The organism is Streptomyces coelicoflavus (assembly GCF_003112555.1).
Classification (GTDB): domain Bacteria; phylum Actinomycetota; class Actinomycetes; order Streptomycetales; family Streptomycetaceae; genus Streptomyces; species Streptomyces coelicoflavus.
Genome location: NZ_BEWB01000004.1, coordinates 142184 through 166056 on the forward strand (window position 1 = coordinate 142184; position 23873 = coordinate 166056).

Below are 23873 nucleotides of genomic sequence, written 5' to 3' on the forward strand. Positions count from 1 at the left end.
ATCCCACCCAGACGGGAGACGACCCGATGATCCCCAACCAGTGGTACCCCATCGTCGAGACGCAAGAGGTGCGCAACGACAAGCCGCTCGGTGTGCGCCGCATGGGCCAGGACCTCGTGCTCTGGCGCGACATCGACGGCAACCTCGTCTGCCAGGGCGCCCGTTGCCCCCACAAGGGCGCCAACCTCGGCGACGGCCGCATGAAGGGCAACACCATCGAGTGCCCGTACCACGGCTTCCGCTACGGAGCCGACGGCGCCTGCCGGGTGATCCCCGCCATGGGCGCGCAGGCCCGCATCCCCGGCTCGCTGCGCGTGGCCACGTACCCGGTCCGGGAACAGTTCGGACTGGTGTGGATGTGGTGGGGCGACGAGCGCCCCACGGCGGACCTGCCGCCGGTCCAGGCGCCGCCCGAGGTGACGGACAACCAGAAGCTGTACGCCACCAAGCGCTGGACCCGCCCGGTGCACTACACCCGTTACATCGAGAGCCTGCTCGAGTTCTACCACGTGACCTACGTGCACCGGGACCACTGGTTCAACTACATCGACTACCTGCTCCTGTACGGCACGCCGAGCAAGCTCGGCCTCGACGGCCGCGAGCGCTACCTCGCCGCCACCCGGATCACCAACCACCACGTGGAGACGGAGGCGGAGGGGCAGACCATCCGCTACTCCTTCGACCACTGCCAGGAGGACGACCCCGCCAACACCACCCACTACGTCATCACGTTCACCTTCCCGTGCATGGTGCACGTGCAGACCGAACAGTTCGAGACCACCTCCTGGCTGGTCCCGATCGACGACGAGAACACGGAACACATCCTGCGCTGGTACGAGTACGAGCAGGTCAAGCCGGTCCTGCGGATCGAACCGCTGCGCCGGCTGCTGCCGTGGGCGTCCCTCTACATGGAGAAGTGGGTACAGGACCCCCAGGACGTCCGCATCATGGAACACCAGGAGCCCAAGATCAGCGCCGGCGGCGTGAACAAGTTCATCCCCGTCGACGAGATGAACGCCAAGTACGTCTCGATGCGCGCCAAGCTGATCGCGGACGCCACCGCGGCACGGGAGCCGGCACCGGCGCCGACGACCCCCTCGGCCGGGGAAGCGGCCCGGGAACCGGCGCCCGCACCGGACGAGGCCGGGCGCGAGGGGGCCACGGCCCGGGCCAAGGCCGCGGGCCGGGGAACCGGCGGCGGACGGCGCGGCACCAAGCCCAGGGAGGACGCCGCCGCGCGCCCGTAGACCCGAAGACGGGGGACGGACAAGAGAGAGCGAGAGTGAGAGATGTACGGCGGATACGACGCGTCGACCGGCCCCAAGACGCTGGTGACCACCTTCAACACCGTCGCCGTGGCCGGCGCGGTGTGGTTCCTCTTCGGCGGCGCGGACACCGTGGCCGACTGGTTCGGCACCGACTTCGACGAGGCGGCGACCCTGCGCCGGGCCCTGCTGGCCGCGTTGTCGGTGCTCTACCTGCTGCGCTTCATCGCCACGAACTTCGTGATGCTGCAACGGAAGATGGACTGGTCGGAGGCGTCCACCATCGGCGTCTGGGTCCTGGTGATCCACGGCACGATGGCGTACTTCGGCGGCACCAACGACGCCGGCGTGAGCGTCTTCACCTGGCTGGGCGTCGTGCTGTACCTCCTCGGCTCCTACCTGAACACGGGGTCGGAGTACCAGCGCAAGCTCTGGAAGAAGCGCCCGGAGAACAAGGGCAAGCTCTACACCGAGGGCCTGTTCAAGCACTCCATGCACATCAACTACTTCGGTGACGCCGTGCTCTTCTCCGGGTTCGCGCTGGTGACCGGCACGGTGTGGGCGTTCGCCATCCCCCTGATCATGGTCTGCATGTTCGTCTTCCTGAACATCCCCATGCTCGACAAGTACCTCGCCGAGCGCTACGGCGAGGCGTTCGACGCGTACGCGGCACGGACGGCGAAGTTCGTCCCCTACGTGTACTGACACCACCCGCACACCCGTCGCACGGGTACGGCGGCCCGCCCCGGGCGAGGCGGGCCGCCGTACCGGGTGCGACACCCGACCCCACCCACAGATCCGAGACGAGGCACGCATGACCGGAGACATCCCCTTCGGAGAGGCCGAGGCGTCCCTGACCGCCGAGGTGCTGCGCGAGGTCCTGGCCGGCGGCGCGGACGCGTTCGCCCGGCTGACCTCCGACGAGGGCGCCGTCGACGACTTCGGCTTCGACCCGGAGCTGACGGACGACTACCTGCTCCCCGTCCTGCGGCTGCTGTACGAGAAGTACTTCCGGGTCGACCTGGAGGGCATGGAGCACGTGCCCGCCGACGGGGGAGCGCTCCTGGTCGCCAACCACTCCGGCACCCTGCCGCTGGACGCCCTCATGCTCCAGGTGGCCCTGCGCGACCACCACGGCGCACACCGCAGGCTGCGGCTGCTCGCCGCCGACCTGGCCTTCGACCTCCCCGTCGTCCGCGACCTCGCGCGCAAGGCGGGCCATGTCCGGGCGTGCCCCGAGAACGCGATGCGGCTGCTCGGCTCCGGCGAACTGGTCGGCGTGATGCCGGAGGGGTACAAGGGGCTCGGCAAGCCCTTCGAGGAGCGCTACCGGCTCCAGCGCTTCGGCCGGGGCGGCTTCGCCGCGGTCGCGCTGCGCTCGCGGCGCCCGATCGTGCCGTGCTCGATCGTCGGCGCCGAGGAGATCTACCCCATGATCGGCTCGGCCCCGACCCTGGCCCGGATGCTGAAGCTGCCGTACTTCCCGATCACCCCGACGTTCCCGCTGCTCGGCGTGCTAGGCCTGATCCCGATGCCGACCAAGTGGACCATCCGCTTCGGCGCCCCGATCCACACGGACGCCTTCCCCGAGGACGCCGCGGAGGATCCGCTGGTGGTGGAGAAGCTCGCGGGCGAGGTGAAGGACACCATCCAGCACACGCTGAACGAGATGCTGGAGGGCCGCGACTCCCCGTTCGCCTGAGCCGCCCGCCTGAGCCGCCCGCCTGGGCCGCTCGCGTCAGCCCTCCGCCGACGATCCCCGCCGGCCGATGCTGCGCACGCTGGCGAAGGCCAGGATGCCGAGACCGACGAGCGCGACCACGCCGCCGATCAGCTCCGCGGACAGATGCATGGGATCTCCCTCACAGGGCGACGGGCGGTGTTCGTCATATAGCCATGCGAACGCCGCCACCCGCTCCATCCGCTGCCGCACCGCCCCGCGAATTCACCCGGAGAGCAGACGGAGGGCGGACGGAGGCCGGACGGAGATCGGTCGAAGGTCGGTCGAAGGCCGGCACGGGGGTGGCGGTTGGGTGGTCGCGCGTTCGAGCCCTTACGATCCTCTGTTGTGTCCAAACTGACCGACGTGCCCAAGCGGATCCTCATCGGGCGCGCACTGCGCAGCGACCGGCTGGGGGAAACGCTCCTGCCGAAGCGCATCGCCCTGCCCGTCTTCGCGTCCGACCCGCTGTCCTCAGTGGCGTACGCCCCCGGCGAGGTGCTGCTCGTCCTGTCCATCGCGGGTGCGTCGGCGTACCACTTCAGCCCTTGGATCGCGGTCGCGGTCGTCGTCCTCATGTTCACCGTGGTCGCCTCCTACCGGCAGAACGTGCACGCCTACCCGAGCGGCGGCGGCGACTACGAGGTGGCCACCACCAACCTGGGCCCGAAGGCCGGTCTGACCGTGGCCAGCGCCCTGCTGGTGGACTACGTCCTGACGGTCGCGGTCTCCATCTCCTCCGGCATCGAGAACCTCGGCTCGGCGATCCCGTTCGTCGTCGAGCACAAGGTCCTGTGCGCCGTCGCCGTCATCCTGCTGCTGACGCTGATGAACCTGCGCGGGGTCAGGGAGTCGGGCACCCTGTTCGCGATCCCGACGTACGTGTTCGTCGCGGGCGTCTTCATCATGATCGTGTGGGGCGCGTTCCGCGGTCTGGTCCTGGGCGACAGCATGCGCGCCCCGACCGCCGACTTCGAGATCAAACCGGAGCACGGCGGCCTGGCCGGCTTCGCCCTGATCTTCCTCCTGCTGCGCGCCTTCTCCTCCGGCTGCGCCGCCCTCACCGGCGTCGAGGCGATCTCCAACGGCGTCCCGGCCTTCCGCAAGCCCAAGTCGAAGAACGCGGGCAACACCCTCGCGATGATGGGCCTGCTCGCCGTCACCATGTTCTGCGGCATCATCGCGCTGGCCTCCGCCACCGACGTGCGCATGTCCGAGAACCCGGCCACCGACCTCTTCCACAACGGCGTCGCCGTCGGCGCGGACTACGTCCAGCACCCCGTGATCTCCCAGGTCGCCGAGGCGGTCTTCGGCGAGGGCAGCTTCCTGTTCGTCATCCTGGCCGCCGCCACCGCCCTGGTCCTCTTCCTCGCGGCCAACACCGCCTACAACGGCTTCCCGCTGCTCGGCTCGATCCTCGCCCAGGACCGCTACCTGCCCCGCCAGCTGCACACCCGCGGTGACCGCCTGGCCTTCTCCAACGGCATCGTGCTCCTCGCCGGCGCCGCGATGCTCCTGGTCGTCGTCTACGGCGCCGACTCGACCCGCCTGATCCAGCTCTACATCGTCGGCGTCTTCGTCTCCTTCACGCTGAGCCAGATCGGCATGGTCCGGCACTGGAACCGCAACCTGGCCGGCGAACGCGACCAGGCCAAGCGCCGCCACATGATCCGCTCCCGCGCGATCAACGCCTTCGGCGCCTTCTTCACCGGCCTCGTCCTGGTCGTCGTCCTGGCCACGAAGTTCACCCACGGTGCCTGGGTCGCGCTGCTCGGCATGTGCATCTTCTTCGCGACGATGACGGCGATCCGCAAGCACTACGACCGCGTCGCCGAGGAGATCGCGGCCCCCGAGGACCCCGAGGAGACGCCGAGCGACGACATGGTGCGCCCCTCCCGCGTCCACTCGGTGGTCCTCATCTCCAAGATCCACCGACCCACGCTGCGCGCCCTCGCCTACGCCAAGCTCATGCGCTCCGACAGCCTGGAGGCGCTCAGCGTCAACGTCGACCCGGCCGAGACCAAGGCGCTGCGCGACGAGTGGGAGCGCCGCGGCATCGCCGTACCCCTCAAGGTCCTGGACTCGCCGTACCGCGAGATCACGCGGCCGGTCATCGAGTACGTCAAGAGCCTGCGCAAGGAGTCACCGCGCGACGCGGTCTCGGTGATCATCCCCGAGTACGTGGTCGGGCACTGGTACGAGCACCTGCTGCACAACCAGAGCGCGCTGCGCCTCAAGGGCCGCCTGCTGTTCACGCCGGGCGTCATGGTCACGTCCGTCCCGTACCAGCTGGAGTCCTCCGAGGCGGCCCGGCGCCGTGCCCGCAAGCGCCAGAACTGGAACGCCCCCGGCGCGGTCCGGCGCGGCCCGGCCCAGCACTCCCACCAGGACCGTCCGAAGGACTCCTCCTCGTCCACGTAGACTGGACGGCTGTTGTCCTTTGTCGCGCCCGTCGCCCCCGTTCTCTGGAGTCACCCCGCCATGCAGGCAGAACCGAACAAGTCGCAGGCGGAGAAGCGAGCCGTGTCCGAGGCGGTCTCGCTGGTGGGGGAGGAGTACGAGGTCGAGGTCGGCCCCGTCGCCCACGGCGGACACTGCATCGCCCGCACGTCCGAGGGCCAGGTCCTGTTCGTCCGGCACACGCTGCCCGGTGAGCGGGTCGTCGCCCGGGTGACGGAGGGCGAGGAGGGCGCCCGCTTCCTGCGCGCGGACGCGGTGGAGATCCTGGACCCCTCCAAGGACCGCATCGAGGCACCTTGCCCCTTCTCCGGCCCCGGCCGCTGCGGCGGCTGCGACTGGCAGCACGCCAAGCCCGGCGCCCAGCGTCGCCTGAAGGGCGAGGTCGTCGCCGAGCAGCTCCAGCGCCTGGCGGGCCTCACCCCCGAGGAGGCCGGCTGGGACGGCACGGTGATGCCGGCCGAGGGCGACAAGGTGCCCGCCGGCCAGGTCCCGTCGTGGCGCACCCGCGTGCAGTACGCCGTGGACGCGGACGGCCGCGCCGGCCTTCGCAAGCACCGCTCCCACGAGGTCGAGCCGATCGACCACTGCATGATCGCGGCGGAGGGCGTCAGCGAGCTGGGCATCGAGGGGCGTGACTGGCCCGGCATGGCGTCCGTCGAGGCGATCGCGGCGACGGGCTCCCAGGACCGCCAGGTCATCCTGACCCCCCGCCCCGGCGCCCGCCTCCCCCTCGTCGAACTCGACCGCCCGGTCTCGGTCATGCGGGTCGGCGAGAAGGACGGCGGCGTCCACCGCGTCCACGGCCGCCCCTTCGTCCGCGAGCGCGCCGACGGCCGTACCTACCGGGTCGGCTCCGGCGGCTTCTGGCAGGTTCACCCGAAGGCCGCCGACACCCTGGTCACAGCGGTCATGCAGGGCCTGCTGCCCCGCAAGGGCGACATGGCCCTCGACCTCTACTGCGGCGTCGGCCTCTTCGCCGGCGCCCTGGCCGACCGCGTCGGCGACCAGGGCGCGGTCCTCGGCATCGAGTCCGGCAAGCGCGCCGTCGAGGACGCCCGCCACAACCTCGCCGCCTTCGACCGCGTCCGCATCGAGCAGGGCAAGGTCGAGTCCGTCCTGCCCCGCACCGGCATCGACGAGGTCGACCTCATCGTCCTCGACCCGCCCCGCGCGGGCGCCGGCCGCAAGACGGTCCAGCACCTGTCGTCCCTGGGCGCCCGCAGGATCGCCTACGTCGCCTGCGACCCGGCGGCACTGGCCCGGGACCTCGGGTACTTCCGGGACGGGGGGTACCGGGTGCGGACGCTTCGGGTGTTCGACCTGTTTCCGATGACGCACCATGTGGAGTGCGTGGCGATCCTCGAACCGGCCGCGAAGGACGTCTGACCTGCGGTTGTGCCGCCCAGGAGGGTCGCTCGACCTGCTTTCTTCCGTACAGCGGGTCGGGCGCACTCACTCTTGTTCAAACTCGCCTGACTTGCGGTTACAGGGTGTGGCGGGGGTCGTACGGATGATTTCGGCGACGCCCTAGCCGCTCCCGGGCCGTCCGGTCGCGGACGCCCAGGACGTCACCCGCATGGACTCGGTGCGCCTCGGTGCGCGGCACGTCCCGGGTGCTCCGATCCGCTTCAGCCGCCGATGGGCGTGACCCCTGAGGGAGCCGGGACCAGTCGGTACCCGCCGTCCTCGCGTAGCACGTGTCCGGCGGTCGGCGCCGGGAAGTGGCTCCCCAGCAGGAGAGTTGACGTACCGGCCAGTGAGCCGAGCACCCGGTTCCGGGTCCTGGCCGCGAGTTCGGGGGCGACGTCCACACAGCTGCAGAGTTCCGGATGCGCCATCTGGACCGGGTGGTGGATGCTGTCACCGGTGACCAATGCGGTCTCGCCACGGCTGTTCAGTTCCACCGCTACCTGGCCCGGTGTATGGCCGGGGGTGGGCAGCAGACGGATGCCGGGTGCGACGTCCGTGCCCTCCTCCGCGACATCGATGAGGTCGAGCAGTCCTGCTTCCCGGACGGGATGGACCGAGTCCCGGAACATCTGCCGGCGCGCCTCCTCCATGTCGACACCCGCCCAGTAGTCCCACTCGGTGCGTGAGGCGATATAGCGCGCGTTCGGGAAGGTGGGTACCCAGGCGTCGCCCTGGGCACGCGTGTTCCACCCCACGTGGTCGGCGTGGAGGTGGGTCAGGACCACGAGGTCAACGCTCTCCGGCGCGAAGCCCGCCGCCCGTAGCCGTGCTTCGTAATCGCTGTTCAGGTTGTGCCAGGCGGGGTTGGCGCGCCGCTTCCCGTTTCCGATGCCGGTGTCCACCAGCACCCGCATGCCGTCCACCTCGACGGCGAAGCTGTGGCTCGCCAGGCGCAGGACGCCTTGTTCGTCGGCGAATTCGGGGCTCAGCCAGGGAGTCCGGCTCACGAGGTCGGTGGTTGCCCCGGGCAGCAGCCACGGACCGGTCCGGGCGGGCAGGACCACTTCGTCGATGCGTCGTACGGTGTGGTTGCCCACCGTCCAGGAAGAGGTGGAGGGAGTAGTGGACTTGGTGGTGTGCGATGAGGTGAACACGGTGGCCTTTCCTGCCTGTTGTGGGTTGCGAGGGCGGAAATGTCTGGAGCGGGTGTGTCGGGTGAGGCGGATGTGTAGTTGTTCGTCGCCGGGCGGGGGTGGGTGTCCGGGGACGGTGTCCGGCGCCGACCGCGCAGCGGCGCGGTCAGCGTCGCGACTGCGACGGTCGCCAGTACGGCCACACAGCCGGCATAGGCGTCCGGACGGGAAGGTGCGCTCCGCATGAGGGTCCTTCCAGTACTAAAAGCGATTGGTTTGCTTTAAGGCACCGTAGGTCCTACGATCGACTAAAGCAAACAGTTTGCTTTTGTGGTGGGCGGAGGTCCTGTACCAACCCCGGCCCGTCGCGCCGCACGGATCCGGAAGGAAGCCATGACCAGCGAACTCACCCCCCAAGAAACAGCCCGAGGGGCGCTGCGGGCGGGGCTCCCCCTCGGGGAGGGCCGACACGAAGGAGTGGCCATGACGGCCAACTACATCCACTCCGTGATCAGCACCTTGCGCGAGCTCGACTTCGGCGAGACCCCTCCCGCGTCCTCCTACCGAGCCGGACAGGGGAACGCCGATGCAACCGTTTGAGCTGTCGCTGACCGAAGCCTCCCGTGCGGTGCGCGCACGGGAGCTGTCCCCCGTCGAACTCACCGAATCGGTACTCGCCCGTATTGCCGCCGTCGAAGGACGGCTGGGCGCCTACGTCACCGTCGCCGCCGACGCGGCCCTGGCCGCAGCGGTCCGCGCCGAACGGGAGATCTCCGGAAGCGGACCGCGCGGGCCGCTGCACGGGATCCCCATGGCGCTCAAGGATCTGATCGACGCGGAGGGGATGCCCACCACGGCGAGCTCGCACGTCCGGGCAGGGCACGTGGCGGAACGTGACAGCCGGGTGGCCGAACGGCTCGGCGCCGCCGGGGCCGTCCTCCTGGGCAAGACGCACACGCACGAGTTCGCCTACGGCCTGACCACTCCGCAGACGAACAACGCCTGGGACCACAGCCGGGTCGCGGGCGGGTCGAGCGGCGGCTCGGCGGTGGCTGTCGCCGCCGGCGGGGCGACGTTCGCCATGGGCACGGACACGGGCGGTTCCATCCGGGTCCCCGCTGCCCTGAACGGCGTGGTGGGCCTCAAACCGACCTACGGCCTGGTCCCACGCACAGGCGTGACCTCGCTGTCCTGGTCCCTGGACCACGTGGGCCCTCTCACCCGCACCGTCGAGGACGCCGCGCTGGTGCTGTCGGCGACCGCCGGCCACGACCCGCGCGACCCGGCGAGCGTGTCCGGCCCGATGCCGGACCGCTTCCCGGGAGGCGACCTGCGAGGACTGAAGGTCGGCGTACCGCGGAACCACTACTTCGACCGGGTCGTGCCCGAGGTCGAGGAGTCCGTACGCGACGCGATCGAGCGGCTGGCGGAGCTGGGGGCGGAGCTCGTCGACGTCGAGATCCCGATGGCGCGTTACATCCAGGCCGTTCAGTGGGGGCTCATGGTTCCCGAGGCCACCGCCTACCACGAGCGGTCGTTGCGGGCCACCCCCGACCTGTACGCGGCGGACGTTCGCATCCTGCTGGAGGCCGGTGAACTCACCTCTGCGGGCGACTACCTCCGCGCCCAGCGGGCCCGCACCATGATGCGAGACGCCTGGGCTCGCATGTTCGACGGAATCGACGTCCTCGCCGCGCCGACGGTGCCGATGACCGCCGCCGAGGCGGGGCAGGAAACCGTCGAGTGGGCCGATGGCACGACCGAGGCCGTGTCGGACAGCTACGTCCGCCTCTGTGCCCCGGCCAACATCACCGGCGTCCCGGCCCTCACCCTGCCGGTCGGTCACGACCGCGCCGGACTGCCGATCGGTATGCAGCTGATGGCGCGCCCCTTCCGCGACGCGACGGTGCTCCGTGTGGGCCGGGTCTACGAGGAGTCGGTGGCCGGCGCGGGGCGGCTTGCTCCCCTCGCTGCCTGAGGGAAGGCGGACGTTCCAGCCGGCATGCGGTCGCGTCGTTGCAGAGGCGTCCGCCGTGCTCGGCCGCCCGGACACGCAGCCCCGCGGGTCGCCGACGCCGGCCACCTCCTAGAAGCAACAAAATCGCATTAAGGTGGTTCGCATGAGTCCCAAGCCCATGGTCCGCCCCGGCGGGCGCAGCGCACGCGTACAGGAGTCCGTCCATGCGACGGTACGTGCACTCGTAGGGGAGGTGGGCCGCGACGCGCTCACGGTCCCGATGGTGGCCGCTCGCGCGGGCGTGACCCCCTCCACGATCTACCGTCGCTGGGGCGACCTGCAGGAACTCCTGTCAGACGTGGCCGTCGAACGACTGCGCCCGGAAGCGGATCCGGCCGATCTCGGAAGCCTGCGGGCCGATCTCGACGCGTGGGCGGAACAGTTCGTCGACGAGATGGCCTCGCCGCCCGGGCGCGCCTACATCCGGGACGCCCTGCTCGGCGACCCCGACGGAACCAATGCCGGTCGGTGTTCGGCATATGCCGCGGAGCAGATCGACGTCGTGCTGGCCCGTGCGGTGCAGCGGGGGGAGCCGGTGCCCGAGACGGAACTGCTGATCGACCGTGTCGTGGCGCCGATCATGTACCGCATCCTCTTCCGCCCCGGCCGGCTGGACGCCGCGTACGCGCGCGAGCTCGTGACGAACGCCGTGTGCGCCCAGCAGGCCGAGGCCGGCGCTCACCCCACCCGGGCCGCCGCCCCTCGGCGCTCGAAGAAGAAGCCCGACAACTGACCACTTCGCTCGTCGGGCGGTCCGGCCACTGGGCCGTGGAGGCCGAGCGGTCGGCCGTACTGGCAGGGGTCATGAATCCCTCAGCGATGACGCTCGTATGATGCTCCGAGGTTTGGGCAAGGTGCCCAAAGCGCCGACTCACTTGCGTTCACCTGCGGTTTCATGGGTCCTTCAGGTGGGTCGCTGGTGCTCGACCTGCCTCCCGCGATTCACCGCGTGGTCGGAAAACTTGGGGGCGCGCAGAAGTGGTCGCCCATGCCTTGCGGATCGTCACCCGGGCCGACGCCGGCTCACGCTGCCGGAGCCGTTCCGAGGGGCGATGACGCCGACGTACTGCTGATTCGGTGCGGTGAGCGGCGTACGGCGAGTACGGCCAGGTCGTCCTGCTGCGGTCCCTCGGCGAAGGCGTGGACGTCGTCGACGAGTGCGTGGGTGAGGTGGCCCGCGGTGATGTCGACGCGGCCGGCGAGGCGTGCCTCGAGCGGGTAGAAGGCGCCGGAGGGGGAGCGGGCCTCGGTGAGACCGTCGGTGCACAGCAGCAGCGTCGCCCCGGCGGGGAAGGGGAACCAGGACACCGTGCGCGGCTCGTCGACGAGGTCCCCCAGGCCGAGTGGCGCATGCTCCGTCCCGCCGTCCACGGCGGAGACGGTCCCGTCGTGCAGCAGGTAGGGCGGGACGTGTCCGCATGTGACCAACTGGGTCTCGGTACCGGCGTCCACGCCCAGGACGACGGCGGTGACGAACCGTTCCGGCTCACCGCGCTGTTCCGCGTAGCCGTTGTGGCGGACCACCGCTGCCTCGAGCGAGTCCACGAGCGCGGTCACCGTCGGTTCGCGGTGGGCGGCCTCACGGAAGGCACCGACCACGTCGATCGCCATGCCGATGGCGGCCAGCCCCTTTCCCTGGACGTCGCCGATCAGGACCCGGGTGCCCCAGGGGGTGGCCGCCACGTCGTAGATGTCGCCCCCGACGAGTTTGTCCTGCTGCACCGGCTCGTACACGCCGTCCACGAGTACGTCGTCGGTGAGCAGCGGCAGCGGACGCAGGATCTGCCGCTGCATCGCGGCGGCGGTCGACCGCAGACTCACCAGCGCACCCTCGCGAGTGATGCGCAGCGAGGATCCGCAGACGGCCAACGCGCCGAAGCCGAGGGCGAACAGTGCCAGGGTCACCCGGTCGGCGAGCTGCTCCGTGGACAGGGCCACGGGCACGATGACGACGACGCTCACCCAGGCGGAGACGAACGCCGTCTGACGCGGTGTGCACAGTGCGGAGGCGAACGCGGGGAGAAACACCAGCAGCCCGATCAGCAGCACGGCGGTTCCGGTCACCGCGCCGAGGACGACCGTCACCACCGTCACCGCGACCGTCACCAGTGCGACAGCACGGGTGGGAGGCGTGCGGATCGAGGTGCTGTCGTCCCGGTCCGCACGGCTTCCCGCAGGAACCGGCGCCGCACGCAACGAGCGGAACATGCGAGCATCCTCCAGTGGCGGTGTGATCGGACGGGCCCGTGCCGCACTGTGGCGACAGGCGGACGGCCTCGATCATCCAATCTGCTGGACACGCCGGAGGGAGGCTGGCCGCACCGCCCCGAAGTGCGTCCAGCTGGGTGATACAGAGGTGAGGCCGGCCGGCCGGGCGGGGCTACCGGACGTCGTGGGCGCGGCGGGTGATGGTCTGGGGGACCGCGTTGCCGTTGGCGTCGGTGAAGGTGGCCTCGACCGATGCGTTCCTTCGTTCCAGCAGCGTGACGGCGACGCCGGGCGCGATCCGGCGTTCTCCGACGGGTCTGAAGCCGCGCCGACGATAGAGCTCGACCGCGGGCAGGTTGGCGGTTCCGGTGGAGACGACGGTCAGTTCCGCGGGCTCGATCGAGTCCAGCGCGTCGAGCAGTGCCGTTGCGACGCCGCGGCGATGCGCGACGGGATGGACCACGAGGCGGCAGATGTCCAGAACCCCGTTCCCGGAGCGGGTCCACGCGACCGCTCCGACAAGTCGCCGCTCGTCGCGAACTCCGATGAAGGACTCTTCGCATGCGCGCAACTGCTCGAGGGACTCGTGCAGGGGCGGGATGCCGTCGAAGCCGATGAGCCGGGCTTCGACCGCGTAGGAGGCCCGCTGAAGGTCCCACAGATGACGCAGGGTGTCGGGGTCGGACAGGTCGAGCCGGACCGGTTCGGCAAAGGACCGGTGGGATTCGGTGGCGGTGCGGCGTTGGCCGTTCATGCTGTGATCCTCTCAGAACGCTCGGCCAGGACGCCGTGCTCGAACGGGGCGGCCGTGCGGACCGGGGGCACCAGGCGGGCTCCGGTGCTCGCGCGCCAACGTTCCCGGGCGGCTTCGGCCCGGTCGCCGTTGTCACGGTGCGGGGGTGGTGACGGCCGTTTCGCACCACCAGGTGGCGGCCGACCTCGTCCTTTCACGCCGGCTGCCAGATCCGGGACAGGGTCGCCGGGGTGAGTACGTGCTCGGGTGGGCCCTGCCCGAGCAGTCGTCCGTCGCTGAGGAGCAGGCAGGCGTCGGCCGAGCGGGCGGCCTCGAGGTCGTGCGTGGCCTGGACGACGGTCGTGCCGTCGGCGACCAGTTCCGTCAGCAGCGCCGTGATGCGTTCCCGGGCCTCGGGGTCGAGCCCGGTGGTCGGCTCGTCCAGGAGCAGCAGGTCGGACTGCTGGGCGAGGCCCTGGGCGATGAGGACGCGCTGGCGCTGCCCGCCGGACAACTCGCCGAGCTGGCGGTCGGCGAGGCCGGCGACGCCCAGTCGGTCCATGGCGGAGTCGACCGCGGTCCGGTCCCGTCGGGTCGGCCGCCGCCACAGCCCCCGCTCTCCCCAGCGGCCCATCTCCACGGTCTGCCGTGCCGTGAGGGGGAGTGCGTCCCCGACGGCGCCGCGCTGCGGGACGAAGGCCGGTGGGCGGCCCTCCGCGTACTGGAGCCGTCCGGATGTGGGGACGATCACTCCGGCGAGGACGCCGAGCAGGGTGGACTTCCCGCTGCCGTTCGGCCCGACGAGCGCGGTCATGGCCAAGGACGGTATGTGCGCGTCGAGTTGGCGGAGTACGGAACGGCCCGGGTAGCCCGCGTCGAGGTCTCTGAACCGGACGCGCTCATTGCCCGGTTCGTCGTCCAGCGGCTCCGGGCGGTGTTTATTGAACATGATTGTCATTGTAGGGTCCTCGTATGGAGTGGTTGACGGCCCCCTTCGAGGTGGCCTTCGTGCAGCGGGCCCTGTGGGCCGGGATCCTGGTGTCGGCGATATGCGCCCTCGCGGGGACGTGGGTGGTGCTGAGGGGGATGGCCTTCCTCGGTGACGCCATGTCCCACGGCCTTCTGCCGGGCGTCGCGGTCGCCGCGCTGCTCGGGGGCAACCTGCTGGTGGGCGCGGTGGTGAGTGCGGTCGTCATGACGGCCGGTGTCACCGCCCTCGGCCGTACACCGAGGCTGTCCCAGGACACCGGTATCGGGCTGCTCTTCGTCGGCATGCTGTCGCTGGGTGTCATCATCGTGTCGCGCTCGCAGTCGTTCGCCGTGGACCTCACCGGGTTCCTCTTCGGTGACGTCCTCGCCGTACGCGAGAGCGACCTGGTCCTCCTCGGAGTGGCGCTGCTGCTGGCGCTGGCCGTCTCGGTGCTCGGTCACCGTGCCTTCCTGGCCCTGGCGTTCGACGAGCGCAAGGCCCGGACGCTCGGCCTGCGCCCCCGACTGGCGCACGCCGTGCTGCTCGGTCTGCTCGCGCTGGCCATCGTCGCCTCGTTCCACATCGTGGGCACGCTGCTCGTCCTCGGCCTGCTCATCGCCCCGCCGGCGGCAGCCCTGCCCTGGGCGCGCGGTGTGCGTGGCGTCATGGTCCTCGCCGCGGTCCTCGGCGCGACCGCCACCTTCGGCGGCCTGCTGCTCTCCTGGCACCTGAGCACCGCGGCCGGCGCGACCGTCTCGGCCCTCGCGGTCAGCCTCTTCTTCCTGTCCCACCTGGTGTCCGGGGTCCGGCACCGGCGTCGTGCACGCCGCGCCGCTCTCCCCGTCCGTGCCGCCACGGTCACCGCTCACGCCCCCACGACCCGACCGAACGAAACCTGAGGCGATCTCCTTGTTCGTCCGAAGAAATGTCACCCCCCTGGTGCCGGCGCTCCTGTCCGCGGCCCTGCTGTCCGCGGCTTGCGCCGGCCAGGACGACGCCAAGTCCAGCCCGAACAGCGCTTCTTCTCCCGCCACCCCCCACGGCTACGTCGAGGGCGCCACCGAGGCCGCCGAGCAGCAGTCCCGGCTCCTGCTCGGCGACCCCGGCACCGGCGACACCCGAGTGCTGGACCTGATCACCGGAAAACTCCACGACACCGCGCGCAAGGCCGGCGTCACCGCGCTCACCACCGACGGCCGTTTCGGCTACTTCCACGGCGCGGACGGCACCCACGTGCTCGACAGCGGCGCCTGGACGGTCGACCACGGCGACCACGTGCACTACTACAGCGCGAAGATCAAGGAGGCGGGCGAACTTCCGGGCGGCCCCGGCGCGAGCGTCCGCGGTGACGCGGGGGTGACGGTGGTCACGACGGCGGACGGCAGGGCGGGCGTCCACCCCCGTGCCGATCTGGAGAAGGGCGCCCCCGGCCCCCTCGATGCCCCGGACCGGCTCCCGGGCACCTACGCCGGGCCCGTCGTACCGTACGCGGAACACCTGATCGGCCTCACGCGCGACGGTGACGCCCCCGCGAAGGTCGTCGTGCTCGACCGGTCCGGCAAGCGTGTCGCCGCCCCCGAGTCCGTGTGCGAGGACCCGAAGGGCGACGCGGTCACCCGGCGGGGGGTCGTCCTCGGCTGCGCCGACGGCGCCCTGCTCGTCCACGAGAAGGACGGCACCTTCACCGCCGAGAAGATCCCCTTCGGCGAGGACGTGCCGAAGACGGCGTGGGCCACGGAGTTCCGGCACCGTCCGGGCAGCACCACGCTCACCGCACCCGCGGGGGCGGACGCCGTCCACGTCCTGGATGTCACCGAGCGCGCCTGGAAACGGATCGAGACCGGCCCCGTGGTCGCCGCCAACACCGCCGGTGAGGGCTCCCCGCTCGTCGTCCTGGAGACCGACGGAGCCCTGCACGGCTACGACCTGTCCACCGGCAAGGAGACCGCGGTCACCGAACGCCTGCTGAAGGACGTCCCCGAGGCCGCCACCGGCGAAGCCGCGGCACCGGTGATCGAGGTCGACCGGAGCCGGGCCTACCTCAACGACCCGGCGGGCAAGCGCGTGTACGAGATCGACTACAACGACGACCTCCGTGTCGCCCGCACCTTCGACCTCGACATCCGGCCGTCCCTGATGGTGGAGACGGGCCGATGAGCGTACGGGTGGGGGCCGCGCGGGTGCGCGCCCTGCTGCTGTCCCTGGTCACCTTCTTCGTCGTCGCCGGTACGGCGACCGGCTGCTCCGGCGGCGACGAGCGGCCCAGGGTGGTCGTGACGACCAACATCCTCGGTGACATCACCCGGGAGATCGTCGGCGACGAGGCGGACGTCAGTGTCCTGATGAAGCCCAACGCCGACCCGCACTCCTTCGGCCTGTCGGCCGTACAGGCCGCCGAACTGGAGAACGCGGACCTGGTCGTCTACAACGGCCTGGGCCTGGAGGAGAACGTCCTCCGGCACGTGGAGGCGGCCCGCGCGTCGGGAGTGGCCACCTTCGCCGCCGGCGAGGCGGCCGATCCCCTGGCCTTCCACACCGGCGAGGAGGGCGGTCCCAACGACGAGGCGGGCGAGCCCGACCCGCACTTCTGGACCGACCCCGACCGGGTGCGCAAGGCGGCCGGCCTGATCACCGACCAGGTCGTGGAACACGTCGACGGCGTGAACGAGAAGGCCGTTCGCGACAACGCCGCACACTACGACGGCCAACTCGCCGACCTGACAACGTGGATGGAGAAGTCCTTCGCGACCATCCCCGAGGGCCGCCGTGCCCTGGTGACCAACCACCACGTCTTCGGGTACCTCGCCGACCGCTTCGGCTTCCGCGTGATCGGCGCGGTCGTCCCCAGCGGCACGACACTCGCCTCACCCAGTTCCTCCGATCTGCGCTCGCTCACCCGGGCCATGGAGCAGGCCGAGGTGCGCACCGTCTTCGCGGACTCCTCCCAGCCCACCCGGCTCGCCGAGGTCCTGCGCCAGGAAATGGGCGGTGACGTGGACGTCGTCCCGCTGTACTCCGAGTCGCTGACCGAGAAGGGCGAGGGCGCCGACACCTACCTGCGCATGATGCGCGCCAACACCTCGGCGATGACCGAGGGCCTCACCCGCGACTGACCGGCTTCCCCGAGGGCCGGCGTACGGATCGCCGGCCGCTCCACCACACGATCCCGTGCCCTGAGGGCCGGAGAGGACAGACACACCATGAACAGGTCGACACGCGCCAGCATGCTCACGGGCACCGCCCTCGCCGTGACGGCGTCCCTGGCGCTGACCGCATGCGGCGGCAGCGACGACGCCTCGTCCGACGCCGAACCGGAGAAGCAGACGAAGAGCAGTGCGGCCACCGCGGTCGAGAACCCGCTGGTCGCCTCCTACGACGGGGGACTGTACGTCCTCGACGGCGAGACCCTGAAGCCGGCGAAGACTATCGAGCTGCCCGGCTTCAACCGGGTCAACCCGGCGGGCGACGAGGACCACGTCATCGTCTCCACCGACAGCGGCTTCCGCGTGTTCGACGCGGCCCGACAGACGTTCACGGACGCCGAGTTCAAGGGCGCGAAGCCGGGGCATGTGGTGCGGCACGGCGGCAGGACGGTGCTGTTCACCGACGGTACGGGAGAGGTGAACGTCTTCGACCCCGCGGACCTGGCCGGCGGGAAGCAGCCGAAGGGCCGCACCTACACCTCCGCCGAGGCCCACCACGGTGTCGCCATCGAACTGGCCGGCGGCGAACTCGTCACCACCCTGGGCACCGAGGAGAAGCGCACCGGGGCCCTCGTCCTCGACAGGAACAACAAGGAGATCGCCCGCGCCGAGAACTGCCCGGGCGTGCACGGCGAGGCCGCCGCCCAGGGCGACGTCGTCGGCCTCGGCTGCGAGGACGGCGTACTCCTCTACAAGGACGGAGAGTTCACCAAGGTCGACGCCCCCGACGACTACGCCCGCACCGGCAACCAGGCCGGCAGCGACGTCTCGCCGATCCTCCTGGGCGACTACAAGACCGACCCCGACGCGGAGCTGGAACGGCCCACGCGCATATCGCTGATCGACACCCGCACGGCGGAGATGAAGCTCGTCGACCTCGGCACCAGCTACTCCTTCCGCTCGCTCGCCCGCGGCCCGCACGGCGAAGCTCTCGTACTCGGCACCAACGGCGTCCTCCACGTCATCGACCCGGAGACCGGCAAGGTGGAGAAGAGGATCGAAGCGGTCGGCGACTGGACCGAGCCCCTGGACTGGCAGCAGCCCAGGCCCACCCTCTTCGTCCGCGACCACACGGCCTACGTCTCGGAACCGGGCAAGCGCCAACTGCACGCCTTCGACCTGGACTCGGGCGAGAAGCTGACGTCCGTGACGCTGCCGAAGGCCACCAACGAACTCTCCGGAACGGTGGACGGTCACTGACCGGACCTCGTCGTTCCTTCCACATGTCCGTCGAGAGACACCGGTCGGTTCCACCGTGCGCTCTTGTTGAATATGGAAGTCATTACCGACTACTGTCTGACTGCCGAACAGGTGGCCGCCGGACGGCGGCAGGGGAGGGGCCCTCATGACCGTGGCAGGCCGGGCGTCCGAAGCCCGGAGGATCAGTGTCGAGCGGGACCGGTGTGTGGGAGCGGGGCAGTGTGTGCTCGCCGCGCCGGCCGTCTTCGACCAGGACGAGGAGGAAGGGCTCGTCCTGGTCCTGGACGGGGAGCCTCCCGCGTCCCGGTCGGATGCGGTGCGTGAGGCCGTGCGGGCCTGCCCGTCCGGCGCCCTGACCCTGCGGTAGTCCGCAGGCATCGCGGTGGTCCACGAGCGCTGCCGGCCTGCCGGTCCCAGCTCTCCCGTCGGGCCCCGCATCACACGCCGTGCGAGTGCCACGGCTTCCTGATCAGCCCAGCAGAACGTCAAGGAGAAGCATGTCCAGACAGATCGATCGCCGTGCCTTCCTGCGCCGCGGTGCGGCGGGAGCCGCGGCAATGGCGGTGGGCCCCGGCCTGCTGGCGGCGTGCTCCACCGACGAGCCCGCATCGGACCGCGAGTCCGGTCTGGGTTCCTCACCCCGCTCGGGCGGCACGCTGCGGGCCGCCTTCGTCGGAGGCGGCGCCTCGGAGACGCTCGACTTCTTCAACGGCCCGTCCGCCCTCGACCTGGTGCGTGCCCGCGCCTGGCACGGCACGCTGGGCAACCTGGACCCCAGCGGCCCCGACGGGGTGCGCTACGGCGTGCTCAAGGGCATCGACATCGCCGACGACCTGTCGGCCTACACCCTGCACGTGCGGCCCGGCGTCCGTTTCACCGACGGCTCCCGGCTGACCGCCGCCGATGTCCTGCACTCGCTCAGCACCCTCGCGGCCAACAGCAAACTGCCCGTCTACCGGCTCGCGGCCGCCAACTTCGACCTGGCGCACGCCAAGGCCGACGGTGACCTGAAGGTCGTACTGCCCACCCTGCGGCCCATCGCCGACGGCCGCATGATCCTCTGTCAGGGCAACTTCCTCGTCGTCAAGGACGGCACCAGGAACTTCCGCAAGGGCATGCCCAGTTGCGGCCCCTTCCGGCTGACGGAGTTCACGGCCGGCCAGGGCGCGGCGTTCGAGCGCTACGACGACCACTACGGCCACGTACCCCACCTGGACGGACTGGAGCTGCGGTCGATCGCCGACTCGACCGCCAGGTCCGGAGCGCTCACCGGCGGTGAGATCGACTTCGCACACGACCTCTCACCCGTCACCGCGCGCACCCTCGGGGACAACGGGAACGTCGAACTCGTTCCCACGCGGAGCCCGTACCTGGTCGGCCTGTCCTTCCAGATGAACATGAAGGTCAAGCCCTTCGACGACCCCCGGGTGCGCGAGGCGTTCAAGCTCGCGGTCGACCGGCAGGCCATGGTGAAGACGGTGTTCTACGGCAAGGCCGAGATCGGCAACGACCTGCCCTCCATCGGCTTCCCCGACTACGCGGAGGGCCTGCCCCAGCGGGCCCACGACCCGGAGCGGGCCCGGGCGCTGCTCAAGGAGGCCGGGGCCAAGGGGATGAAGGTCACGCTGACGACCGGCCCGGAGACGCCGGGCATGGTCGAGATGGCCACTCTCTTCGTCGAGGACCTCAAGAAGGCCGGTGTCGGGGCGTCGGTGCGTGAGCTGCCGGCCGGACAGCTCTACGCGGACTTCCCCGCCTACGCGGCGCTGCCGCTGGCGGGCTCGTACCAGATGCCCATTCCCGCGCTGTCGACCTACCAGATGAGCACGGCGGGTGGATCGCCGTCGGCGTTCGGCTGGCAGGAGTCCGCGACCGACACCCTCGTGGCGAAGGCCCGCGCCGAGCGCGACCCGGCCGAGGCCGGGAAGCTGGGAACGCAGGCGCAACGCACGCGCTGGGAGGACGGCAACCAGGTGCTGCCGGTCTTCAAACCGAACCTGAACGCCCGGGCCAAGGGCGTCCGTGGGATACGTGACGATCTCTTCGAGCAGTTCCCCGGCTTCTCGCAGGCGTCGCTGGCGTGAGCCTGATCGCGTTCGCCGGTCGTCGCCTCGTGGGGGCGGCCGTCCTGCTCGTCGTGCTGTCGGCCGTCGTCTTCGCGACCACGGCGGTCCTTCCGGGCGACGCGGTCAGCGCGGTCGCCGGGGTGGACGCCTCGGCGGCGCAGCGCGCCGAGGTCCGCGCCGAACTCGGGCTGGACCGGCCGGCCGCCGAACGGTACGCGCACTGGGTGGAAGACGCCGTCCGGGGGGATCTGGGCCACGGCTTCGTGGGGGACCGGCCGGTCACCGACGTCCTCGCCACCCGCCTGCCCAACAGCCTGCTCCTCGCCGGACTGACGCTCGCGGTCACCGCGCCACTGGCCGCGCTGCTGGGCCTGTGGACCGGGCTGCGCGGGGGCGGCGCCGACCGCTTCGTCTCGACGGCCGCCCAGATCCTGGCCGCCGTACCGGAGTTCGTCGTCGCCGCGCTGCTCGTCGCGGTACTGGCGGTGTGGCTGGAGCTCCTGCCGCGTGTCTCCGTCATCCCCCTGGGCGGTACGCCGCTCGATGTGCCGCACGCGCTGATCCTGCCCGTCCTGACGCTCAGCGCGGTCGGACTCGCGGTGGCCACCAGGCTGCTGCGGGTCTCCGTCGCGGACGCTGCGGCCACCCCCTACTGCGAAGCCGCACGGCTCAACGGAGTGCGCGGGATACGGCTCGCCGTCCGCCACATCCTGCCCAACGCCGCGGGGCCCGCCGTCCACGCGCTCACTCTCACCACAGGCGCCCTGGTCGGCTCGGCGGTGGTGGTGGAGAACGTCTTCGACTACCCGGGCATCGGCCGGGAACTGCAACTGGCCGTCGCGGCACGGGACATACCCATGGTGCAGGGCATCGCCACCGTACTCGCCGGGGTGATGCTCGTGGTGCTGCTGACCGGCGACATCTGCGCCCGCCTGCTGGGCGCGCGGGAAGGACACGGCCGATGACGACCGTCCTCACACCACCGGGGAAGCGGTCACGCGCCGCCCGGACGGGCGTCCTCCGGCGCCGCAGGCCGCCCCTGCTCACCGGAGCGGGCACCCTGCTCGTCCTCCTGCTCGCCCTGCTGGGGCCGCTGGTCGCGCCGCACAGTCCCACCGCGCAGCTCGCCGCGCCCTTCCAGCAGCCCGACGGCCGGTTCCTCCTCGGTACCGACGTGCTGGGCCGGGACGTACTGAGCCGGGTGCTCGGCGGCGGCCGCACCATCGTGCTCACCGCGCTGGCGGGTACGGCCGCGGCCGGAGCCGTCGGGACGGCCGTCGGCGTTCTCGCGGCCATGGTGTCCCGCCGGCTGGGCGACCTGCTGCTCCGCTGCGTCGACGCCCTGGCCGTCCTCCCCGCTCTCCTCGTCGTCCTCGTCCTCGCCGCGGGGTTCCCCGGCAGCGCGACGGCCCTGGTGGCAGCCGTCGCCCTCGCCACCGCCCCGTTCTCGGCCCGCGTGCTGCGCGCCGCGGCGGACACGGTGCTCAGCAGCGGGTACGTCGAGGCCGCCCTGGCCCGGGGCGACACGCGGCTGGCCGTACTGCGCCACGACGTGCTGCCGAACATCGCCGGACCGGCGCTGATGGACACCGCGCTGCGCCTGGTCGCCTCCCTCCACCTCACCGCCACCGCGGGATTCCTCGGTCTCGGACCGGGCGGGGCGACGCCGGACTGGGGCCGCATGGTGAGTGAGAACGTTCCCGGCACGACGCTGGCCGCCACGCCGTTCCTCGCCCCGGCACTGCTGCTGGTGCTGCTGTCCGTCTGCGTCGGCCTGCTGGCCGGGCGGCTGGCGGACACCGTGGGGAGGGGAGCCGCATGACCGGCCGTGCCCCCGCTCCCCTCTCCGCTCCCCCTTCCGCGACCGGTGCGCTCGCGGAGATCGACGCCCTGACGCTGGGTCCCGCGGCCGGTGGGCCGCCCGTCGTGCACGACGTCGGATTCTCGGTGTCGCACGGGCAGGTGCTGGGGATCGTCGGCAGGTCGGGATCGGGCAAGAGCAGTCTGGCGCACAGCCTGCTCGGTCATGTGCGCCCCGGCCTGCGACTCCGCGGCGGAACCGTCCGGGTGGCCGGCCTCGATCCCTTCGACCGGGCGGACGCCCGCCGGCTGCGTGGCCGGGTGGTGTCGTTCCTCGGGCAGGACCCGGCCTCGTCACTCAACCCCGCACTCCGGATCGGCACACAGCTCGCCGAGGCGGTGCGGCTGCGCCGCTCCTCCGTGACGGGGAGAGCCGAAGTCTCCCAGCAGGTGGAGGAGTTGCTGACGTCCGTGCGGCTGCCGGCCGACCGGGCGTTCCGGCGGCGGCTGCCCCGGCAACTGTCCGGGGGACAGGCCCAGCGGGTCGCCCTCGCCCTGGCGCTGGCGGGCCGGCCCGCCCTGCTGGTCCTCGACGAGCCCACCAGCGGCCTGGACCCGGTCCTGGCGGACGGTATGCGCGGACTGCTGGCCGAGGCCCTCTCCGCCGGGGACCGCGCCGCGTTGCTGGTCAGCCACGACCCGGAGTGGATCGCGTCCGTGACGGACGACGTCATACGGCTGGAGCAGGGCCGGATCACCGCGCGCGAGAAGCCCGGGCCGGCGCCGGCCGTCCGCCCTTCCGGGATCCCCCGGGCCACCGGCCCCCGCTCCGAGGCTCTCCGCGCCGCCGCCGCGGACCTCACCGCCTCCGGCGGGCTTTCCGCCCGGGGCCTGCACGAAACCGCCTCCGGCGGGCTCACCGCCCGGGGCCTGCACGCCGTCCACGGGCGGGTCCCCGTGCTGCACGACGTCTCCCTCACCGTTCCGGCGGGTTCCTGCACCGCCGTCGTGGGTGCGTCGGGGTCGGGGAAGACCACCCTCGCCCGATGCCTCGCGGGACTGCACCGGCCGGTGCGGGGGAGCGTCGAGTGGCGTGAGGGCGGCGCGCCGCACGGACGCGGGGCCGCGGTGCACCTCGTCGCGCAGGACTCCCGCGGGGCCCTCAACCCGCGCGAGTCCGTGGCCGACGCGCTCACGCGCCCACTCAGGGGGCTGCGCAGCCGGTCGGCCCGGGAGGCGTCCGAAGAAGCCGTACGGCTGCTGGGACTGGTCGGGCTGCGGGACGACGTACTGACGCGCCGGCCCGGGGAGTTGTCCGGCGGGCAGCGTCAACGCGTCGCGCTGGCCCGGACGCTGGCCGCCGAGCCGCGCGCCCTCGTCTGCGACGAGGTCACCTCGGCGCTCGATCCGGAGACCGCGGACCGGGTCCTGGAGCTGCTGGACTCCCTGCGGCGCACGCTGGGCCTGACGGTCGTCATGGTGACGCACGACCTGACGGCCGTCGCCGCCCGCGCGGAGCAGGTCGTCGTCCTGGACGCGGGACGGGTCGTCGAAGCCGGACCAGCGGACCGGGTCCTGGCGGACCCCGGGCACCCCGTCACCCGAGGACTGCTCACCCGCGTGGGCCGTCCCGTCCTCGCCGTGCCGGAGCAGCCGGGGTGAAGGGCGTCTTACGGGCGTCGGGAGGA

Annotated in this window: 21 protein-coding genes; 17 read left to right on the top strand and 4 right to left on the bottom strand. The window is 71.4% G+C overall.

The features are described from left to right. Positions 1-26: 26 nt before the first annotated feature. From Sco07f_RS09190 to Sco07f_RS09210, 5 genes are all read left to right on the top strand, one after another. Positions 27-1247, top strand: coding sequence for a Rieske 2Fe-2S domain-containing protein (locus Sco07f_RS09190; protein WP_108987503.1), 1221 nt, complete (start codon positions 27-29; stop codon positions 1245-1247). Between the two features lie 42 nt (positions 1248-1289). Next, positions 1290-1970 (top strand): DUF1295 domain-containing protein, encoded by a 681-nt coding sequence (locus tag Sco07f_RS09195; RefSeq protein WP_007445195.1) that lies wholly within the window; start codon positions 1290-1292, stop codon positions 1968-1970. Positions 1971-2079: 109 nt separating this feature from the next. Beyond that, a complete protein-coding gene (locus tag Sco07f_RS09200; protein ID WP_108987504.1) occupies positions 2080-2967 on the top strand; it encodes a lysophospholipid acyltransferase family protein in 888 nt (295 codons plus the stop codon). 366 nt (positions 2968-3333) lie between these two features. After that, positions 3334-5406: an APC family permease gene (locus Sco07f_RS09205; protein WP_007445199.1), complete on the top strand. Its 2073-nt coding sequence runs from the start codon at positions 3334-3336 to the stop codon at positions 5404-5406. A gap of 60 nt (positions 5407-5466) precedes the next feature. Next, entirely contained in the window at positions 5467-6831 is a 1365-nt protein-coding gene (locus tag Sco07f_RS09210; protein ID WP_108987505.1) for a class I SAM-dependent RNA methyltransferase, read from the top strand. A 242-nt stretch (positions 6832-7073) separates the two neighbouring features. On the opposite strand, the gene Sco07f_RS09215 is transcribed toward Sco07f_RS09210, so the two are convergent. Further along, complete coding sequence (locus Sco07f_RS09215; protein ID WP_244942014.1) at positions 7074-8009, bottom strand: MBL fold metallo-hydrolase; 936 nt, start codon at positions 8007-8009, stop codon at positions 7074-7076. Between the two features lie 372 nt (positions 8010-8381). On the opposite strand from Sco07f_RS09215, the gene Sco07f_RS09225 reads away from it, so the two are divergent. From Sco07f_RS09225 to Sco07f_RS09235, 3 genes are all read left to right on the top strand, one after another. Beyond that, complete coding sequence (locus tag Sco07f_RS09225; RefSeq protein ID WP_087789287.1) at positions 8382-8588, top strand: hypothetical protein; 207 nt, start codon at positions 8382-8384, stop codon at positions 8586-8588. Then, the gene (locus Sco07f_RS09230) at positions 8575-9966 is read left to right on the top strand and encodes an amidase (RefSeq protein WP_108987507.1); all 1392 of its coding nucleotides are present in this window, start codon (positions 8575-8577) and stop codon (positions 9964-9966) included. Before Sco07f_RS09225 ends, Sco07f_RS09230 begins: the two co-directional genes overlap by 14 nt. A gap of 157 nt (positions 9967-10123) precedes the next feature. Next, positions 10124-10738 carry a TetR/AcrR family transcriptional regulator gene (locus Sco07f_RS09235; protein WP_439959686.1) on the top strand — a complete coding sequence of 205 codons (615 nt, stop codon included), beginning with the start codon at positions 10124-10126 and terminating at the stop codon, positions 10736-10738. A 290-nt stretch (positions 10739-11028) separates the two neighbouring features. Here Sco07f_RS09235 and Sco07f_RS09240 read toward each other — a convergent pair whose 3' ends face one another. The 3 genes from Sco07f_RS09240 to aztA form a co-directional block, all read right to left on the bottom strand. Beyond that, complete coding sequence (locus tag Sco07f_RS09240; RefSeq protein ID WP_108987509.1) at positions 11029-12213, bottom strand: PP2C family protein-serine/threonine phosphatase; 1185 nt, start codon at positions 12211-12213, stop codon at positions 11029-11031. A 172-nt stretch (positions 12214-12385) separates the two neighbouring features. Next, positions 12386-12967, bottom strand: coding sequence for a GNAT family N-acetyltransferase (locus tag Sco07f_RS09245; protein WP_054102243.1), 582 nt, complete (start codon positions 12965-12967; stop codon positions 12386-12388). A gap of 193 nt (positions 12968-13160) precedes the next feature. Further along, complete coding sequence (gene aztA / locus Sco07f_RS09250) at positions 13161-13904, bottom strand: zinc ABC transporter ATP-binding protein AztA (RefSeq protein ID WP_108987510.1); 744 nt, start codon at positions 13902-13904, stop codon at positions 13161-13163. 14 nt (positions 13905-13918) lie between these two features. Here aztA and aztB point away from each other — a divergent pair, with 14 nt between their 5' ends. From aztB to Sco07f_RS09295, 9 genes are all read left to right on the top strand, one after another. Further along, the gene (gene aztB / locus Sco07f_RS09255; RefSeq protein ID WP_108987511.1) at positions 13919-14815 is read left to right on the top strand and encodes a zinc ABC transporter permease AztB; all 897 of its coding nucleotides are present in this window, start codon (positions 13919-13921) and stop codon (positions 14813-14815) included. 10 nt (positions 14816-14825) lie between these two features. Further along, positions 14826-16073 carry a hypothetical protein gene (locus Sco07f_RS09260; RefSeq protein WP_108987512.1) on the top strand — a complete coding sequence of 416 codons (1248 nt, stop codon included), beginning with the start codon at positions 14826-14828 and terminating at the stop codon, positions 16071-16073. After that, a complete protein-coding gene (gene aztC, locus Sco07f_RS09265; RefSeq protein WP_108987513.1) occupies positions 16070-17029 on the top strand; it encodes a zinc ABC transporter substrate-binding protein AztC in 960 nt (319 codons plus the stop codon). The genes Sco07f_RS09260 and aztC overlap by 4 nt, the downstream gene beginning before the upstream one ends. Positions 17030-17116: 87 nt before the next feature. Then, positions 17117-18319 (top strand): zinc metallochaperone AztD, encoded by a 1203-nt coding sequence (aztD, locus tag Sco07f_RS09270; RefSeq protein WP_108987514.1) that lies wholly within the window; start codon positions 17117-17119, stop codon positions 18317-18319. A gap of 145 nt (positions 18320-18464) precedes the next feature. Next, positions 18465-18686, top strand: a complete 222-nt coding sequence (locus Sco07f_RS09275; protein WP_108987515.1) for a ferredoxin — start codon at positions 18465-18467, stop codon at positions 18684-18686. A 130-nt stretch (positions 18687-18816) separates the two neighbouring features. Continuing rightward, entirely contained in the window at positions 18817-20403 is a 1587-nt protein-coding gene (locus tag Sco07f_RS09280; protein ID WP_108987516.1) for an ABC transporter substrate-binding protein, read from the top strand. Then, on the top strand, positions 20400-21350 hold the full coding sequence (locus tag Sco07f_RS09285) for an ABC transporter permease (protein WP_108987517.1): 951 nt from the start codon (positions 20400-20402) through the stop codon (positions 21348-21350). Before Sco07f_RS09280 ends, Sco07f_RS09285 begins: the two co-directional genes overlap by 4 nt. After that, positions 21347-22207: an ABC transporter permease subunit gene (locus tag Sco07f_RS09290; RefSeq protein ID WP_108987518.1), complete on the top strand. Its 861-nt coding sequence runs from the start codon at positions 21347-21349 to the stop codon at positions 22205-22207. Before Sco07f_RS09285 ends, Sco07f_RS09290 begins: the two co-directional genes overlap by 4 nt. Beyond that, complete coding sequence (locus tag Sco07f_RS09295) at positions 22204-23847, top strand: ABC transporter ATP-binding protein (protein WP_108987519.1); 1644 nt, start codon at positions 22204-22206, stop codon at positions 23845-23847. Before Sco07f_RS09290 ends, Sco07f_RS09295 begins: the two co-directional genes overlap by 4 nt. Positions 23848-23873: the final 26 nt, after the last annotated feature.

Excerpts from the sequence above, each read along its gene's own strand:
- Sco07f_RS09290 (WP_108987518.1), top strand. The coding sequence starts at position 21,347 with ATGACGACCGTCCTCACACCACCGGGGAAGCGGTCACGCGCCGCCCGG.
- aztA (WP_108987510.1), bottom strand. The coding sequence starts at position 13,904 with ATGACAATCATGTTCAATAAACACCGCCCGGAGCCGCTGGACGACGAA.
- Sco07f_RS09280 (WP_108987516.1), top strand. The coding sequence starts at position 18,817 with ATGTCCAGACAGATCGATCGCCGTGCCTTCCTGCGCCGCGGTGCGGCG.
- Sco07f_RS09275 (WP_108987515.1), top strand. The coding sequence starts at position 18,465 with ATGACCGTGGCAGGCCGGGCGTCCGAAGCCCGGAGGATCAGTGTCGAG.
- Sco07f_RS09245 (WP_054102243.1), bottom strand. The coding sequence starts at position 12,967 with ATGAACGGCCAACGCCGCACCGCCACCGAATCCCACCGGTCCTTTGCC.
- Sco07f_RS09190 (WP_108987503.1), top strand. The coding sequence starts at position 27 with ATGATCCCCAACCAGTGGTACCCCATCGTCGAGACGCAAGAGGTGCGC.
- Sco07f_RS09295 (WP_108987519.1), top strand. The coding sequence starts at position 22,204 with ATGACCGGCCGTGCCCCCGCTCCCCTCTCCGCTCCCCCTTCCGCGACC.
- Sco07f_RS09240 (WP_108987509.1), bottom strand. The coding sequence starts at position 12,213 with ATGTTCCGCTCGTTGCGTGCGGCGCCGGTTCCTGCGGGAAGCCGTGCG.
- Sco07f_RS09230 (WP_108987507.1), top strand. The coding sequence starts at position 8,575 with ATGCAACCGTTTGAGCTGTCGCTGACCGAAGCCTCCCGTGCGGTGCGC.
- Sco07f_RS09210 (WP_108987505.1), top strand. The coding sequence starts at position 5,467 with ATGCAGGCAGAACCGAACAAGTCGCAGGCGGAGAAGCGAGCCGTGTCC.
- Sco07f_RS09195 (WP_007445195.1), top strand. The coding sequence starts at position 1,290 with ATGTACGGCGGATACGACGCGTCGACCGGCCCCAAGACGCTGGTGACC.
- aztB (WP_108987511.1), top strand. The coding sequence starts at position 13,919 with ATGGAGTGGTTGACGGCCCCCTTCGAGGTGGCCTTCGTGCAGCGGGCC.
- aztD (WP_108987514.1), top strand. The coding sequence starts at position 17,117 with ATGAACAGGTCGACACGCGCCAGCATGCTCACGGGCACCGCCCTCGCC.
- aztC (WP_108987513.1), top strand. The coding sequence starts at position 16,070 with ATGAGCGTACGGGTGGGGGCCGCGCGGGTGCGCGCCCTGCTGCTGTCC.
- Sco07f_RS09225 (WP_087789287.1), top strand. The coding sequence starts at position 8,382 with ATGACCAGCGAACTCACCCCCCAAGAAACAGCCCGAGGGGCGCTGCGG.
- Sco07f_RS09200 (WP_108987504.1), top strand. The coding sequence starts at position 2,080 with ATGACCGGAGACATCCCCTTCGGAGAGGCCGAGGCGTCCCTGACCGCC.
- Sco07f_RS09235 (WP_439959686.1), top strand. The coding sequence starts at position 10,124 with ATGGTCCGCCCCGGCGGGCGCAGCGCACGCGTACAGGAGTCCGTCCAT.